This window comes from Bradyrhizobium guangxiense (assembly GCF_004114915.1).
Taxonomy (GTDB): Bacteria; Pseudomonadota; Alphaproteobacteria; order Rhizobiales; family Xanthobacteraceae; genus Bradyrhizobium; species Bradyrhizobium guangxiense.
In genome coordinates, this window is the sequence record NZ_CP022219.1 from 1,912,038 (window position 1) to 1,928,754 (window position 16,717).

At 63.7% G+C, this 16,717-nt stretch carries 14 protein-coding genes; 6 read left to right on the plus strand and 8 right to left on the minus strand.

The window, feature by feature from the left end; genetic code table 11:
- The first annotated feature begins 66 nt into the window (after nt 1–66).
- From X268_RS08970 to X268_RS08985, 4 genes are all read left to right on the plus strand, one after another.
- Nucleotides 67–1,029, plus strand: a complete 963-nt coding sequence (locus X268_RS08970) for a sugar-binding protein (protein WP_128924603.1) — start codon at nt 67–69, stop codon at nt 1,027–1,029.
- Between the two features lie 58 nt (nt 1,030–1,087).
- Nucleotides 1,088–2,614 (plus strand): sugar ABC transporter ATP-binding protein, encoded by a 1,527-nt coding sequence (locus X268_RS08975; protein WP_128924604.1) that lies wholly within the window; start codon nt 1,088–1,090, stop codon nt 2,612–2,614.
- Nucleotides 2,611–3,669, plus strand: coding sequence for an ABC transporter permease (locus X268_RS08980; RefSeq protein WP_128924605.1), 1,059 nt, complete (start codon nt 2,611–2,613; stop codon nt 3,667–3,669). Before X268_RS08975 ends, X268_RS08980 begins: the two co-directional genes overlap by 4 nt.
- A gap of 151 nt (nt 3,670–3,820) precedes the next feature.
- Complete coding sequence (locus X268_RS08985) at nt 3,821–5,170, plus strand: carbohydrate porin (protein WP_128924606.1); 1,350 nt, start codon at nt 3,821–3,823, stop codon at nt 5,168–5,170.
- Nucleotides 5,171–5,401: 231 nt separating this feature from the next.
- Here the strand turns inward: X268_RS08985 and hpnH are convergent, their stop codons facing one another.
- Nucleotides 5,402–6,562: an adenosyl-hopene transferase HpnH gene (gene hpnH, locus X268_RS08990; protein ID WP_128924607.1), complete on the minus strand. Its 1,161-nt coding sequence runs from the start codon at nt 6,560–6,562 to the stop codon at nt 5,402–5,404.
- 35 nt (nt 6,563–6,597) lie between these two features.
- A complete protein-coding gene (ispH, locus tag X268_RS08995; protein ID WP_128924608.1) occupies nt 6,598–7,524 on the minus strand; it encodes a 4-hydroxy-3-methylbut-2-enyl diphosphate reductase in 927 nt (308 codons plus the stop codon).
- A gap of 462 nt (nt 7,525–7,986) precedes the next feature.
- Here ispH and hpnN point away from each other — a divergent pair, with 462 nt between their 5' ends.
- Nucleotides 7,987–10,575: a hopanoid transporter HpnN gene (gene hpnN, locus X268_RS09000; RefSeq protein ID WP_128924609.1), complete on the plus strand. Its 2,589-nt coding sequence runs from the start codon at nt 7,987–7,989 to the stop codon at nt 10,573–10,575.
- Here the strand turns inward: hpnN and X268_RS09005 are convergent.
- A complete protein-coding gene (locus tag X268_RS09005; RefSeq protein ID WP_164937621.1) occupies nt 10,543–11,172 on the minus strand; it encodes a DUF2147 domain-containing protein in 630 nt (209 codons plus the stop codon). The genes hpnN and X268_RS09005 overlap by 33 nt on opposite strands.
- A 141-nt stretch (nt 11,173–11,313) precedes the next feature.
- Between X268_RS09005 and hpnO the strand changes: the two genes are divergently transcribed.
- On the plus strand, nt 11,314–12,705 hold the full coding sequence (gene hpnO, locus X268_RS09010) for an aminobacteriohopanetriol synthase HpnO (RefSeq protein WP_128924611.1): 1,392 nt from the start codon (nt 11,314–11,316) through the stop codon (nt 12,703–12,705).
- A gap of 193 nt (nt 12,706–12,898) precedes the next feature.
- On the opposite strand, the gene X268_RS09015 is transcribed toward hpnO, so the two are convergent.
- From X268_RS09015 to X268_RS09035, 5 genes are all read right to left on the minus strand, one after another.
- The gene (locus tag X268_RS09015; protein ID WP_128924612.1) at nt 12,899–13,663 is read right to left on the minus strand and encodes an anti-sigma factor family protein; all 765 of its coding nucleotides are present in this window, start codon (nt 13,661–13,663) and stop codon (nt 12,899–12,901) included.
- Entirely contained in the window at nt 13,660–14,208 is a 549-nt protein-coding gene (locus tag X268_RS09020) for a sigma-70 family RNA polymerase sigma factor (protein WP_128924613.1), read from the minus strand. Before X268_RS09020 ends, X268_RS09015 begins: the two co-directional genes overlap by 4 nt.
- Before the next feature lie 142 nt (nt 14,209–14,350).
- On the minus strand, nt 14,351–14,686 hold the full coding sequence (locus X268_RS09025; RefSeq protein ID WP_128924614.1) for a cupredoxin domain-containing protein: 336 nt from the start codon (nt 14,684–14,686) through the stop codon (nt 14,351–14,353).
- A 14-nt stretch (nt 14,687–14,700) separates the two neighbouring features.
- Nucleotides 14,701–15,645: a metallophosphoesterase family protein gene (locus X268_RS09030; protein ID WP_128924615.1), complete on the minus strand. Its 945-nt coding sequence runs from the start codon at nt 15,643–15,645 to the stop codon at nt 14,701–14,703.
- A gap of 177 nt (nt 15,646–15,822) precedes the next feature.
- Nucleotides 15,823–16,713 carry an alpha/beta fold hydrolase gene (locus X268_RS09035; protein WP_128924616.1) on the minus strand — a complete coding sequence of 297 codons (891 nt, stop codon included), beginning with the start codon at nt 16,711–16,713 and terminating at the stop codon, nt 15,823–15,825.
- Nucleotides 16,714–16,717 lie beyond the last annotated feature (4 nt).

A 16,717-nucleotide genomic window follows, 5' to 3' on the forward strand; every position in this document is an offset into this window, starting at 1 on the left:
ATAAAGAAAATAAGGCGCATAAGCGCCGTGAAGCCCTCATTCGGGGTGGTCAAAGGGAGCTGAAACATGAACGAATCGATGAAGAAATTGCTAGTGCCGTTGCTCACGACCGCCGCGCTCGCGATGGCGACGGGTGTGGCGCAAGCCCAGCAGAAGAAGACCATCGCGCTGGTCACCAATGTGGCGGCCGACTTCTGGACCATCGCCGGCCGCGGGCTCGAGAAGGCGCAGAAGGAGCACCCGGACTACAATATCGAATTGATCGTCACCAACGAGGGCACGGCGGCAGGCCAGCGGCGCGAGTTGGACGACCTGCTGGTGCGCGGCGTCGCCGGGATATCCATCTCGGTCGACGATGCGCCGCATGCGACCGAACAGCTCAACAAGGTGGCGGCCAAGACCGTCTTGATCACGACGGACAGCGACGCGCCGCAGAGCAAACGTCTCGCCTATATCGGCACCGACAATGTCGCGGCCGGGCGCCAAGCAGGCGAGGAGATCAAGAAGGCGCTGCCGAACGGCGGCAAGATCGCGCTGTTCGTCGGCACGATGGACGCGGACAATGCCCGCGAGCGGGTGCAAGGCATCAAGGACGCGATCGCCGGCACCAAGGTCGAGCTGGTCGATGTGTTCACCGACCAGGTGGACTTCGCCAAGGCCAAGGCGAATATCGAGAACGTGCTCGTCAAATATCCCGACATCGCGCTGTTGTCCGGCCTTTGGAGCTACGAGACGCCGCTGATCTACGACGCGGTCAAGGCGGCGGGCAAGGCCGGCAAGGTGAAGATCGTCGGCTTCGACGAGGACCAGCGCACGCTGCGGGGCGTTTCCGACGGCACGATCGAGTCTACGGTGGTGCAGCAGCCTTACGAGTTCGGCTATCTCTCCGCCACCAACATCATCAAGACGCTGAACGGCGACAAGTCCTGGATCCCGGCTGACGGCAAGCTGATCGTGCCAACCCAGGTGATCAGCAAGTCCAACGTCGCTGAGTTCACCGCAAATCTGAAGGGACTGCTGAAGAAGTGACTTTCAGCGCCTTTCGACGCCCGGCTGGCACAGTCGGGCGTCATGCGGGAGGAAATGAATGACGGAAATCCTGTTCGAACTCGCCGGGATCAGCAAGTCCTATCCCGGGGTCATGGCGCTCGACGATGTCAGCCTAAGCGTGTACCGCGGCGAGGTGTTGGGTCTGATCGGCGAGAACGGCGCCGGCAAATCGACGTTGATGCGCGTGCTGGGTGGCGTGATCGCGCCGAGCGAGGGCGTGATCCGCATCGGCGGCACCGACCACCCCCGTATGACGGTGACCGAGGCGACGCAGGCCGGCATCGCCTTCGTACATCAGGAACTGAACCTTTTCGAAAATCTCGACGTAGCCGCCAACGTCTTCATTGGACGCGAGAAGCTTGTCGGCGGCCCGCTGAAGCTGGTGGACAATGCGGACATGCGCGCCCGTGTGACGCCGCTGCTGGAGCGGCTGGGCGCCGATTTTGCCCCGGACACGCCGGTCGACAATTTGTCGATCGCCGAGCGTCAGTTGGTGGAGATTGCCAAGGCGCTCTCGATCGACGCCCGCGTGATCATCATGGACGAGCCGACCTCCAGCCTGACGATTGCGGAGACTGAACGGTTGCTGGAGGTGATTGCCGATCTGAAGGCTCACGGCATCTCGGTGATCTATATCTCTCACCGGCTCAGCGAGATCATAACCTGCGCCGACCGCGTCGTGGTGCTCCGCGACGGGCGCACGGTGGGAGAGCTGGCGCGGGACAGGCTGAGCCATGCCGCAATGATCCGGCTGATGATCGGTCGCGACCTGAAAGCGCTGCACACGCCGCCGAGGCGGCCGCCGCTGCCGGGTGGCTGCGACATCGTCGGTCTCGTCACATCGGCCTTTCCCGACCGGCAGATCGATCTTTCCGTACGGCATGGCGAGATACTCGGACTGGCAGGGCTCGTGGGCGCCGGTCGCACCTCCCTGGCTCGCGCGGCTTTCGGCATTGATCCGCTGCTGGGCGGTGAGATCAGGATCGACAACGCGCCAGTCCATGTTGCATCGCCGCAGGACGCCATCAGGCAAGGCATCTATCTGATGCCGGAGGACCGCAAGAAATCCGGGCTCGTGCTGGAGCTGCCGATCCGGGAGAACGTGACGCTGGCCAGCCTGCTGAATTACGCACGGTTGTGGCTGGGCAGCGGCCCGGCCGAGCGCAAGGTCGCGAAAGAGCAGGTGAGGCGCCTCTCCATCAAAGTGCCGAGCATCGATATGGAGGCCGTGACGCTCTCCGGCGGCAACCAGCAGAAGGTCGTGCTGGGCAAGTGGCTTTCGATGCAGCCGCGCGTGATGTTTTTCGACGAGCCGACCCGCGGCGTCGATGTCGGCGCCAAGAGCGAGATTTACGCGTTGATGCGGGAGCTTGCCGACCAGGGCGTCGCGATCGTGATGATTTCGTCGGACATGGAGGAGGTCATTGGCGTCTCCGACCGGATCGCAGTGATGCATGAAGGCAGCGTCAGCGGCGTGCTGGAGCGCCCGCAGTTCAGCGAATACAACGTGTTGCAGCTTGCAATCGGCCAGGCGCCGGAAACTGCGGAAGCGGCTGCGCCATGAACAAGAAAGAACTCGGCCTGGGCTTGCTGCTCTTGGTGATTGCCGCCGTCACGGGTGCGATCAATCCAGCCTTTCTGTCGCTCGTGAACTTGCTGAACATGGCCAACCTGATCGGCCTGTTCGGCGTGTTTGCACTTGGCGAGGGCCTTGTGATCATCACCGGCGGCATCGACCTCTCGCTTGGCTCGATGTTCGCGCTGCTCGGCGTCGTATTCATCGACCTTCTGACGACTTATCAGGTTCCCTGGCCGTTGGCGCTGCTGGCCGTGTTGCTGGGTGGGCTGGCGCTGGGAGGAATACAAGGTTTCCTTGTCACCCGGCTGAAGATGCAGCCCTTCATCGTAACGCTGTGCGGGTTGCTCATCTATCGCGGCGCCGCGCGCTACTATACGTCCGACTCGACACGCGGCTTCGGCTACGGCGACGAGGCCGGGACGCTGAGCAGCATTGCCTCCGGCAATGTCGCGGGCATCCCAAACACCTTTATCCTTCTCATCATCCTTGCGCTCGTCCTCGGCGTGGTGCTTCACCGCTCGGTGTACGGGCGCTGGCTTTATGCCGTCGGCAAGAACGAGGAAGCGGCGCGCTTCTCGGGCATCAACACGAATATCGTGATCGCCGCCGCCTACATCATCAGCGGTGGGCTCGCCGGCGTTTCGACAGTCTTGTTCGTGTTCTACACGAATTCGGTGTCTCCGAGCTCCTTCGGCAATTTCTATGAGCTCTATGCGATCGCGGCTGCCGTCCTGGGCGGGTGCAGCCTGCGCGGCGGCGAAGGCTCGATCCTCGGTATCGTGCTGGGGACTGCGCTGCTGCAGGTGCTGCAGAACCTCGTGAACATCCTGGGCATCCCCAATTCCCTTAACTTCGCTGTGATGGGGACGGTGATTCTGATCGGCGTGTTGGCGGATCATCAATTGCAGGCCCGACGGCGGCGCAAGATGGCGCTGGCCGGCCTCGCCCGCACGGCGCCGCGATCGACACTCGAAGGACAGCAGGGCGCAGCTCCGCGCGGCGTGGACGCGTTGCCGGTGAGAGCGGGCGACCAGGCATGACGGATCCAGGCTCCAGTTGACACAAAGCAGCTGCGTGGGCGCGCGGCTGCGAACGGTGTGTGCTGGGGAAGGAGCGCGTTCCAGGCTCGAGGGCTTGGCGGGAACGTGAGGCAAGAATGACAAAGCCTGAGACGGCGGGAGGACGAGAAAAATGTTGCGCAGGCTTGTGAACACCGCATGTGCGTGCGGTGTGGGGATCGTTTTGTCATCGCTGTTGGGCGGTGCAGTACATGCGGCCGATTTTGCAACGAAAGCTGCGCCCCTTGCTTATGTGGAGGCCGACGACTTCTGGACGAGACCGTATCTGTTCGGCGATCTCGGCCGGACGAGGCTGAAGGAGCAGGGCATCGAGCTGGGTCTGACGCTGGGTAACGAATCTGTCGGCAACGTCACGGGTGGAAGCAGAAACACCGCAGCCAACGCCGGTCAGCTATGGTTTGGCGCGAAGCTCGACATGGGGAAGCTCGCCGGCATCCAGGGCGGCACCGTCGGCCTGACGCTGGTCGACCGCTTCGGCAAGAACCTGAATACCGAGGCGGACATTCCCGCCTTGCAGCTGACCAACGAAGTGTTCGGCCGCGGCAATATTCTGCGCCTGACTCAGCTCTACTACTCGCAGAAACTTTTCGATGATCGCCTTGAGCTCAAGGGCGGTCGTCTTCCCGTCGGCTCCGACTTCTTCTTCGGTCTGTGCGAGTTCATCAACCTGACCTTCTGCGGCGGCCAGCCCGGCAACATCCAGGGCGGGTACATCTACAACTGGCCGGTGAGCCAGTGGGCCGGTGTCGTCCACTACAAGATCGCGCCGGAATTTACGATTTCGGTCGGCGTCTACGACGCCAATCCGAATTACCTGACGACGTCAGATCCGACTGTCTACTTTTTGCCCGGCGTCCCTCACTCGACCCCCGCCAGCGGCGTGTTGGTCCCGGTGGAGTTGGTCTGGGCGCCGAAAGGACCCTTGAATGGGACCTGGAGATTTGGCGGCTGGTACGACAGCGCATCGACCATTGATGGTGGCCTTCCCGGTGTCATCTCCACCATCCCCGGCATTGGAGGTGTCCCGGATCAAAATCTCGGAGATCAACGCGGCCGCTACGGCGTCTACGAGTCCATTCTTCAGCGCTTGACTGTCGATGGTCCGGGCGCGCAGGGTTGGTACACCTTCCTCAACACGACTGTTGCCGATCATCGGACGTCGTACCAGGATTACCAGATCGCCCTTGGCTTCCGGCATACCGGAACGTTCAGCTGGCGTCCCCAGGACGAAGTCGGCTTCGCGGTGGGCACGACCCACGTGAACTCGGCGGCCCTTAGCACCAACGCCGGTGGCAACGAAGTTCCGATCGAAGTCTGGTACGGATGGCAGGCGACCGGCTGGATGAACCTCAAGTTCGACGCGCAATATGTGATCAATCCCGGTGGGCGCGGCTATAACGCGGTGGGCGTGAAGACCGACAACGCCGTGGTTCTCGGCATGCGAACCGAGGTCCATTTCTGATCTGACGCCAGCACGGCTGATGCGAAAGCCGGGCATGCCAGGAAATCCCATCGGAGCATATGCAACATGCGGCGGCCCCCGCCCTTGGCGGCTCCGCCCAGTAGGCGAGCTGCAGTCATCTCGACGTTATCGCTGCCCGGCGCAACCCACGCTGCGAACGCGAAGCTGAATAAAAGAAAAGGCCCCGTCGCGGTGGCGACCGGGCCTTTTTGTTCGTGCCGACTCGCGCGCTTACGCGGCCGTCGAAGCCTTCTGCGCGGCCTTCGCCTGCGCGGCGGCGGCTTCGTCCTTGCGGATCTCGGAGAGCTTCTTCTGGACCTGTTCCGAGAAGATGTACTGCGCCGGGCGCTGCTTGGACATGTCGATTTCCGGCGCCATCGGGCCAGAGGTCTTGATGCCGCGCAGCGAGACCCACATCGCCTTCAGCGGGTTGTTGAGCGCAGCCGTCGCCGCCGTCGGCTCGTAGCCGCAATGGGCCATACAGTCGGCGCACTTCTCGTACTTGCCGGTGCCGTAGGTTTCCCAGTCGGTGGTCTCCATCAGCTCCTTGAAGGTCTTGGCGTAGCCTTCACCGAGCAGATAGCAGGGCTTCTGCCAGCCGAAGATGTTGCGCGCGGGCATGCCCCAGGGCGTACACTCGTATTGCTGATTGCCGGCGAGGAAGTCCAGGAACAGGCCGGAATGCATGAAATTCCACTTCTTGCCCTTTCCCATCGCAAAGACGTCGCGGAACAGCTTCTTGGTCTTGGTGCGGTTGAGGAAGTGCTCCTGGTCCGGCGCGCGCTCATAGGCGTAGCCCGGCGACATCGAGACGCCGACGCCGAGCTCGACGGTGAGATCGAGGAATTTCGCGATCTCCTCGGCCGGATGGCCGTCGAAGATGGTGGCGTTGACGTTGACGGTGAAGCCGCGCGCCTTGGCTGCCTTGATTGCGGAGACGGCGCGGTCGAACACGCCCTTCTGCGACACCGCCTTGTCGTGATGGTCACGCAGGCCGTCGAGATGCACGGAGAAGAACAGGTAAGGGGAGGGCTCGAACAGATCGAGCTTCTTCTCCAGCAGCAGCGCGTTGGTGCAGAGCGAGACGAACTTCTTGCGCGCGACGAGGCCGCGCACGATCTCGCCGATCTCCTTGTGGATCAGCGGCTCGCCGCCGGGTATGGCGACCATCGGCGCGCCGCACTCGTCGGCCGCGTCCCAGCACTCCTGCGCGGTCATGCGGCGGTTGAGGATCGCATCGGGATAATCGATCTTGCCGCAGCCGACGCAGGCGAGGTTGCAGCGGAACAGCGGCTCCAGCATCAGCACGAGTGGGTAGCGCTTGCGGCCAAGCAGTTTCTGCTTGAGCAAATAGCCGCCGATACGCATTTCCTTGAAGAACGGGATAGCCATTACAAGTTTCTTTCTGGGCTTTGAATTCGGGTGGGTCAGCTCGCAGCCAATTGGGCCGGAAGCCGGAATTCGATGTTTTCCTCGCGGCCCGGCAGTACGGAGACCTTGACCGGTCCGATCCGCCGCATCGCTTCGATCACGTCATCCACGAGTACCTCGGGCGCCGAAGCGCCGGCCGTGATGCCGACGGTCCTGGCATTCTTCAACCACTCCGGATTGAGCTCGCTGCCGTCGGCAATCAAATAACTCGCGACGCCGGCTTCGGTGCCGATTTCGCGAAGCCGGTTCGAGTTCGAGCTGTTGGCAGCGCCCACCACCAAGATCACGTCGACCAGCTTGCTCAAGTCCCTTACCGCAGATTGGCGGTTCTGTGTCGCATAGCAGATATCCCGGATATCCGGACCTTGAATATCTGTAAAGCGGGCCTGAAGGGCGGCGATGATGTCCCTGGTGTCGTCGACCGACAGGGTGGTCTGGGTGATGTAGGCCACTGGCGTATCCGCCGGCAGCGTCAGGGCCTTAACCTCTTGAACGCTTTGGACAAGCAGGACCGGGGCGGGAACCTGGCCCATCGTGCCCTCGACCTCGGGATGTCCGGCATGGCCGATCAGGATCAGCGTGCGGCCCTTGGTGATGTAGCGCTTCCCCTGATTGTGAACTTTCGTGACCAGGGGGCAGGTGGCGTTGAGCACCGGAAGGTCCCGTGCGGCCGCCTCTTCCTCGACGCTGCGGGCGACGCCATGGGCGCTGAAGACCGTCACCGACTTCGGCGGGACCTCCGACAGCTCCTCGACGAAGATTGCCCCTTTGTTCTTCAGGCTCTCGACGACGTACTTGTTGTGCACGATCTCGTGGCGCACGTAGACGGGCGGGCCGTACTTCTCCAGCGCCCGTTCCACGATTTCGATCGCACGCACCACCCCCGCGCAGAAGCCGCGCGGTTGCGCCAGATAAACTTCCATAGGACGTCCGTCACGCAAGTTGCACCAATCCGCTTCGTAGGTCCCCGGCGGCACTCCGATACTGACCAATGAGTTGCAATATCCGCACCATTGGTTCGCGCACGCGGTAGCCACCCACCCCTCAGGGCTCCGGCGGCATGGAGGCGCAGTACTTTGTGTCAAAAAATCGGCAGCAAGGAAAGGTGGAATGAAACCCTGGGATAGGCCGCGGCTCGATTTGAGGTATTATAGTATGGATTATGGCGTGCGCAAAATGGCGACATTTGTGCCCACACCTTCGTCACTTTCCCGCCTCAACTCCCCGGCTATACCGACCGCCCCGCATGATTTTGCCCGGGTCTCCCGCGTTTACTTCGAACCTTGTTGCGGCGAGAACCACCCAAAACAGCAATAGGTTTCGCCCGGGAACTCCGATAAACAGCGGGCGTTTCCGGCAAGCTGTTAACCGCAGAAAGAAAAGAAGTGCTGCAAAGCGTCGTCGTTGCCATCGTCAGGGCCTGCACCCGGTTTGCCTCCCTCGTCGTCGTTCTCGGGCTCCTGCTGGCAGCGGGCGCGGGCTATTACGCGTCCCGGCACTTCGCCATCAACACCGACATCAATTCGCTGATTGCCCAGAATCTGGACTGGCGCCAGCGCGACCAGCAGTTCGACCGGGCCTTCGACCGCGATGCCACGATCACGGCGGTCGTCGAGGCCAAGACTCCGGAAATGGCGAGCGCGGCGTCGGATGCGCTCTATGCCAAGCTGAAGGACGACAAGACCAACTTCCAGTCGATGCAGCAGCTCGGCAGCGGCGAGTTCTTCGAGAAGAACGGCTTGTTGTTCCTGCCGACCGAGGAAGTCGGCAAGATCACCGGCCAGTTCGAATCCGCAGCGCCCCTGATCGAGATCATGGCCGGCGACCCCTCCATCCGCGGCCTGACCGGCGCGCTGGAGACGGGGCTTGCCGGCGTCAAGCGCGGCCAGGTCAAGCTCGACAACACCGCGCGGCCTTTCAACCTGATCGCGCAGACCGTCGAGACCGTGCTCAACAAGGGCAATGCGAGCTTCTCGTGGCGCGAGCTCGTCAGCGACGAGCCGCTATCGGATTCCGACAAGCGCGCCTTCATCGAGTTCAAGCCGATCCTCGATTACAACGCGCTGGAGCCGGGCAAGGGCGCCACCGACGCGATCCGCAAGGCCGCCGCGGATCTGGAGTTTCCGACCAAATACCAGGCGCGGGTGCGGCTGACCGGCCCGGTCCCGATCGCCAACGAGGAATACGCCACCGTCCAGGAGGGCGCCGTCATCAACGGCGTCGGCACGGTTCTCGTCGTGCTGGTCATCCTGTGGCTGGCGTTGCATTCGGCGAAGATCATCTTCGCCGTGTTCGTCAATCTCTTCGTCGGCCTTGCGATCACGACCGCAGCCGGCCTGATGATGGTCGGATCGTTCAATCTGCTGTCGATCGCGTTCGCGGTGCTGTTCGTCGGCCTCGGCGTCGATTTCGGCATCCAATACAGCGTCCGCTACCGCTCGGAGCGCTACAAGCACAACGATCTCACGGGCGCGCTGGTGCTGGCGGCCAAGCGCTCGGCGGTGCCGCTGTCGCTCGCGGCGATGGCGACGGCCGCCGGCTTCCTCTGCTTCATGCCGACCGACTACAAGGGCATCGCGGAGCTCGGCCAGATCGCCGGCGTCGGCATGCTGGTGGCGTTTCTCTCCTCGATCACCGTTCTGCCGGCCATGCTGAAGCTGCTGAACCCGCCCGGCGAGAAGGAACCGGTCGGCTATGCCTTCCTCGCGCCGCTCGATCACTTCCTGGAGAAGCACCGCGTGTTGATCGTCGGCGGCACGCTGCTGCTTGCGCTCGGCGGCCTGCCGCTGCTCTATTTCATGAAGTTCGACTTCAACCCGATGAACCTGCGCAACCCGAAGGCCGAATCGATCGCGACCTTCCTCGATCTGCGCAAGGACCCCAACACGGGTGCCAATGCCATCAACGTGATGACCACATCCGAGGAGCAGGCAAGGCAGGTCGAGGCGAAGCTGGAGAAGGTGCCTGAGGTGCTGCGGGTGATGTCGCTCGACAGCTTCGTGCCGCAGGACCAGCCGCCGAAGCTGAAGCTGCTCGCGCAGGGCGCCAAGGTGCTGAACCCCGCACTCAACCCCGAGCAGATCGACGCGGCGCCGTCGGACCAGGAAAACGTCGAGTCGCTGAAATCCTCGGTCGACAATCTGCGCCGGACCGCGGGCGACGCGAAGGGCCCGGGCGCGGCCGCCTCGCGCCGTCTGGCAGATGCGCTCGAAAAGCTCGCCAATGGCGACGAGGCCACGCGCAACAAGGCGCAGGACGTGTTCGTCACGCCGTTGAAGATCGTGTTCGACCAGCTCAGAAATGCGATGCAGGCCGAGCCCGTGACCCTGAAGTCACTGCCGCCCGATCTCGTCAGCGCCTGGAAGAGCAAGGACGGCATCATCCGCGTCGAGGCGCTGCCCAAGGGCGATCCCAACGACAACGACACGCTGCGCAAATTTGCGGCGGCGGTGCTCGTTGCCGAGCCGACCGCGATCGGCGGCCCGGTGTCGATTCTGAAATCCGGTGATACCGTAGTGCGGGCATTCATCCACGCCGGCATCTACGCGTTGCTGGTGATCGGTCTGTTGCTGTGGATCACGCTGCGCCGCTTCGTCGACGTGCTGATGACGCTGGTGCCGCTCCTGGTTGCAGGCGCGGTGACGCTCGAGATCTGCGTGTTGATCGGTCTGCCGCTCAACTTCGCCAACATCGTTGCGTTCCCGCTGCTGCTCGGCGTCGGCGTTGCATTCAAAATCTATTATGTCGTCGCCTGGCGCTCGGGCAGGACAAATCTGCTCCAGACCAGCCTGACACGCGCGATCTTTTTCAGCGCGCTGACAACCGCGACCGCATTCGGGAGCCTGTGGCTGTCGAGCCATCCTGGCACGTCCAGCATGGGCAAGCTGCTGGCCCTCTCGCTGGTGACCACGCTCGCGGCCGTGCTGCTGTTCCAGCCGGCCCTAATGGGCAAGCCCCGCAATCTCAGGGAGTAGGCAGATGTCGCCGACCGGATCGGCGGCGTTCTTCTGACCAGGCTTGGCTGCGGCGGCGGCCGCCTTCGGAGCCGCGGGCGCAGGCGCGGCGGCAACCGTCGTACCTGCGGCTTTCGGCGCCGGGCCGGCGGACTTCGGCGTGCTCTTGGCCATGGCATTGGCGGTGCTCAAGGGGATCGGCGGGCCAACCCGGGTCCAGGTCTCGCCACCGCAGAGGAAGCCCATCACGCAGCCCTTGATTTCGAGCTGGTCGGCACCCGTCGGCGTGATGGTCGCGCTATAGGTCTGGCCGTCCTGGGCGTTGTAGACTTGTCCTTCCCACTGATCGGCGCCCGGCTTCTTCTTCATGTCGATCAGCGTCACCATGCCCAGCGTCGGTCTGCTTCTTTTCGAGACATCTGGATTGTTCTCGTCGCGCCCGCCGGGTTTCTTTTCCCAGGCGACGGCGCCCCACATGCTGCCATTGCATTGGGCGACGCGGATGTTGGCGACGCCGTCGGCCACCCGCCAGTCGCCGGTGGGATCGGCGGCGAGCGCCGGCGTCAGGTAGCTGTAACCGCCAGCCAGTATTAATCCGGTGTAAAGGGCCAAACGCATGATAGTTCCTCGGCAGTGCAACATGGTTTAAAGCTGTGCTTGCGAAGATGGTCCGAAAAAGGGCAAAAGGCCGCACAGACCGTTTTCAGTAACGGTCCCTTTTCAGTTGACGAGACGACCCTCAACCGAAGTATGTAACGGATGCACAGCCCAAATCCAGACATGTCTCAGCTATTCGCGGACCGTCAGGCCCAGCGCAGCACCCTGCATAATCGGTATCTGAACGAGCAGTTCGTTCGGGTCCTCAAGACCATCGGATACGACGTCGGCTTTCAGAAGGGGCAGGGGCAGTACCTCTATGATCGCGATGGCGCGCGCTATCTCGACCTGCTGTCCGGCTTTGGCGTGTTTGCGATCGGGCGCAATCATCCGGTGATGCGCGATGCGCTCAAGAGCGTGCTCGATGCCGACCTGCCCAACCTCGTTCAGTTCGACGTCTCGACGCTCGCCGGCGTGCTGGCCGAGCGGCTGCTGAAATACGTTCCCTATCTCGACAAGGCGTTCTTCGCCAATTCCGGCGCCGAATGCGTCGAGGCCGCGATCAAATTTGCGCGCGGCGCGACAGGGCGTCCCGGCATCGTGTATTGCTCCCACGGCTATCACGGCCTGACCTATGGTGCGCTGTCGCTGACCGGCGACGCCAATTTCCGCACCGGTTTCGAGCCGCTGCTGCCGGGCTGCACCCCGATCCCGTTCAACGATCTGGCGGCGCTGGAAAAGGCGCTGGCCTCGCGCGAGGTCGCGGCCTTCGTCGTCGAGCCGATCCAGGGCAAGGGCGTCAACATGCCCACCGACGAGTTCCTGCCCGGCGCGGCCGCGCTCTGCAAGAAATACGGCACGCTGTTCGTCGCCGACGAGATCCAGACCGGCATGGGCCGCACCGGCCGCTTCCTCGCGGTCGAGCACTGGAACGTCGAGCCCGACATGGTGCTACTGTCGAAGTCGCTGTCGGGCGGCCACGTGCCGGTTGGCGCCGTGCTGACGCGCAAGAGCATCTTCGACAAGATCTTCAACCAGATGGACCGTGCGGTGGTGCACGGCTCCACCTTCTCCAAGAATGACCTCGCGATGGCCGCGGGCATCGCCACGCTCGACGTCATGGAATCCGAGAAGCTGATCGATGCGGCCGCCAAGCGCGGCGCCGAACTGCGCCTCGCGCTGACGCGCATGGTGCCCGGCTACGAGCTGCTCAAGGAAGTCCGCGGCAAGGGCCTCATGATCGGCATCGAGTTCGGCCCGCCGAAATCGCTGCGGCTGCGCGCCTCGTGGAACGTGCTGGAGGCCGCCAACAAAGGCCTGTTCTGCCAGCTCATCACCGTGCCGCTGTTCAAGGATCACAAGATCCTGACGCAAGTCGCCGGCCACGGCAGCCACACCATCAAGCTGCTGCCGCCGCTCACCATCACCGAGGAAGATTGCAGCTGGATCGAGCGCGCGTTCGACGACGTCATCGCCGGCAGCCACAAGGTCCCCGGCGCGATCTGGTCGCTCGGCAAGACGCTGGTGGACAACGCGGTGAGAAGGTCGGCCTGACAGCTTCGTCCATCACGGGACCAATCCTGGCGGCTCACCGGAGAATATTCAGACTGGTCAGACCGCCGATTCCGGCGACGACGGTGAGTCCCCTTGTCCTCCGTGACGACGGCGCCAATCCGCCGCGTCGCGCGCTGGAGGACAGTGAGAGCCGTCACGCTTGAACGTTGGTGTGATCGGCGGGCGGGCGATGCTACCCCTCCACATTCGCCTTCATCGCCGCTTCGAACTTGTCGACGAATTCGGCGAGCTCGTCGGCGCCGAGATCGCTCACCGCCCAGAAGTTCAGGCCGCGGCCGCCCCAGCGGCGGCAGTTGAAGCCCTGCATGGTCTGGGTCTTCGGCGGCCGGTGCTCGGTGCTCGCGGTTTGCGCCACGAACAGATTGATCACGTGTTGTCGGCGCCGGTAGACCACGGCGCCGATGGCGCGCGCGTCGATATAGTCAAGCCGGCCGCCGACCAGCGTGAAACCTTGCGCGGTGAGATCGATCACCGGCGGGGCGACGTCGAGCTTGCCGTTGAACCAGGGCTTCACCGTGTGCTGGTCCGTCGAGATCACGTCGGTGAGGTGACCGGCCTGGAGCGAACGCAGATGCGCGGAGACGACCTCCGACAGGACGCGCTGCTGGTCGTCCTGGCGCAGCACGATGGCGACAACGCCTGAGGCGGCGAGCGCGGAGACCGCCGAGCCCATGGCAAAGCCGCGCAGCACGGAGCGGCGGGGCGGCTGGGCTTGCTGCTTCGGCAGCGAGGCCTCGATCCGGTCGCGCAGGCTTGCCGGCGCGGTATAGCGCAGCTTGGTGCCAGCAAGCATGCGCTGCATTTCGCGTTGCGCGGCAAACTCGGCAGCGCAGTCCGGGCAACTCGCGATATGCGCTTCGACCTCGCGCGCGTGGCCGGCATCGAGCTCGCCATCGAGCAGCGCGTGAAGCAGGATCCTTGCTTCGTCGCAGGTCATCTGGAGTGCTCCTCTTCCGCCGTCCAGGCGGCGCGCAGCATGGCGCGGGCGCGAGCGAGGCGGGACATCACGGTGCCGACGGGGGCGCCGACGACGTCCGCGATTTCACGATAGGATAGGTTGTTGATCTCACGCAGCACGAATGTTTCCTTGAACGGTTCGGCGAGCGCGTCGATCAGCTTGCGGATGGCACCGGCGTCGCGGCTGCGCAGCATCTCGGTTTCCGGGCTCGCCTCGCTCTCCTGCCAGATCGGCGTCTGCTCGGCGGCGCCTGGCGTATCCTCGATCGCGCTCGGCCGCGATGCTCGCCTTGCATATTCGGCGTTGCAGACGTTGCGCAGGATAGCGAACAGCCAGGGCTTCATCGCCGGGCCGCGATAACTGTCAAAATGCTTCAGCGCGCGCAAATAGCACTCCTGGACTGCGTCCTCGGCGTCGGAGGCATCGCGCAGCAGGTAGCGTGCGAGGGTGTAGACGTCGTCGAGATAGGGCAGCGCCGCCTCGCGGAAGCGTTGCGCCTTCTGCACATCGTCGGTGGCGGGCATCGCTCCTCGCCTTGCCTCTCGTTCTGCTTGTGGCTTCGTTTCGTCCCGGTTCGGTGTGCCGTTGTATGTGACCGAAGGCGCACGAGCCCGGCCGGCGTGGGACCACCGGCCGGGCAAGACGTTGATGCCTTGGTTGGAGACGTTACTCAACCTTGATCATCCCCGTCATGTGCGGGTGCAGCGAACAAAAATATTTGTAGTCGCCCGCATTGGTGAAGGTGAAGGAGAACTTGTCGTCCGTGTCCAGGGTCTTAGACCTGAACTTGCCGGCCGACACCACGGTGTGCGGGATGTCGTCCCGGTTGGTCCAGGTCACAGTGGTGCCGACCTTGATCTTGAGCTCGGCCGGCTGGAAAACGAAATTGTCGATATGGACCTCCATGTCGTCGGCACGGGCCTTTGTTGCGGGCAACAGGATAGCCGCGGCCAAAGCGAGACTGAGATCGACACCGAAGTCGCGGCGGTTGAGTGTCTTCATTGTCTGCTTCCACCTTAGCCCTGGAGCGGCGTGTCGATGATCGCGAGGCGCTGCTCGTTCTGCTTGAAGTTGATGCTGGCGACCCCGAGCATGCCGCGGAGCTTGGCGTCCTCGACCTTCATCGGGCCGGGCGAGGGGGCGGCCCCCGGCGCCGGCTGCGGGAAGGCGGTGGAGCGCGCGGTATGGAAGGTGACGTTGCCCTCGACTTTCTGCATCACCTGATGGATGTGCCCGTTCAGCACGGTGACCGAGCCGAAGCCCTTGACGTATTCGAGCGCACGGCCGCCGTCCTCGGTGCCCCAGCCCCATTCGGGATAGACGGTCCACAGCGGAATGTGCGCGAACAGCACGATCGGCGTCGATTTCGACTTGCCGCGCAGATCGTCCTCGAGCCAGGCGAGCTGCTCGGCGCCGAGATTGCCGAGACCGCCAGCCTTGAGGTCGACCACGTTGACGAGGCCGACGAAGTGCACGCCGCCGGCGTCGAACGAGTACCAGCCGTGTCCCTTGGTGCCGCGGCCGTAGCGCTCGCGATAGAGCTTCACCTCCTCGTCGATGAAATCATGCTCGCCGGGGACATAGTGTACGTCGAGCTTGGTCTGCGAGATGATGCGCTCGGCGTTGTCGAACTCGGCGGCTTTCGACAGATGCGTGATGTCGCCGGTGTGGATCATGAACGAGGGCTTGGCCGGCATTGCGTTGATCTTGTTCACGGCCTCCTCCAGCGTGCCGAGTGCATTGGGATTGGCCGGCTTGTCGAAGCCGACATGGCTGTCGCTGATCTGGAGGAAGGTCATGCCCGGCGCGGCCGCGGTCGCAGCTTGCGCCGAATCGATGATGCCGAGCGCGCGGGGCACGCCGCCCGTGACGGTCCACAGCACCCCGGTGCCGGCCCATGTCATGCATTCCAGCACCTTGCGGCGGCTGACGCCGTCGTCTCCGTGGTCGTGTCCGCTCATCGCACGTCTCCTCTCGCCCGGAAGTGGGCTTCGGGGAGGTGATCAGGGCAGGCGCGGGCTTATTCCCGGACGGGATGACGTTTTCGTGAGGTGATGGGATTGTAGTCCAGATGGACCGAAGGATAATCCGGGATCAGTCGCGCGGGGGCACCCGGATTGCGCTTCGCTCCATCCGGGCTACGGAGCGGAGATCGCGAATTCCCGCACGGCCTCCACCACGGCCGCCGGCACTTCCTGCGCGACGCAATGCCCGGCGTCTTCAAAGACGAACGTGCTGACGCGCGGTATCAACGACACGGCCCGTCGTGCCATCTCCCAATAGATCGGGCCTGATTTCGCAGTGGTCGTGACGCGCACCGGGCAGTCGATCTCGGCGAGCGAGCCAAACGGATTGCCGCGGGCATCGCCGACATAGACCTGCTCCATCGCCTCGTAGATCGGACGCAGGATCGCGGATTCGATCTCAGGCGTGCAGCAAAGCCGCACCCGACCATCGTCGAGCGCGGTGAAGCCGTGACGCACATAGGCGCGGAGCGATGCTTCGGTCCAATCGGCAAAGGCCGGCGCCACGCGGTAGCGCTCGAACACGGCATCGGTACTGTCGAACTCGGCCCGTCGGCGCAGCGTGCCCTCGACGCGGGCGAGGGATTCGCCGCTCAATCCGCCCGCGCACGCCGCGCGCGGGTCCATCACCGTCGGCTCCATCACGAACAGGCGCCTGAAGCGGCCGGGCAACAGCTTTGCCGCGAGCAGGAGATCGGTCGCCCCCGCACTGTGGCCGATGCCGTAGACGTCTCGCAGGCCGAGCGCATCGACCACGCGGCAAGCATCCTCCGCATAGTCCAGGAAATGATAGGCATCAGGCTTGTGGCTCACGCCGTGGCCGCGGCGGTCGAGCGCATAAACGGTGTGGGTCGATGCGAGCTCGCGCGCGACCTCCTCCCAGACGGCAGCGACGAAGCCGGTGCCGTGTACGAGGAGCGCAGGCGGCTTGCCGCGCTCGCCCCATTGCAGCAGGGCGATCTCTGCGTCGGCAGGGCCGATGGAAAGACACTGCGAGGTGATCATGCGG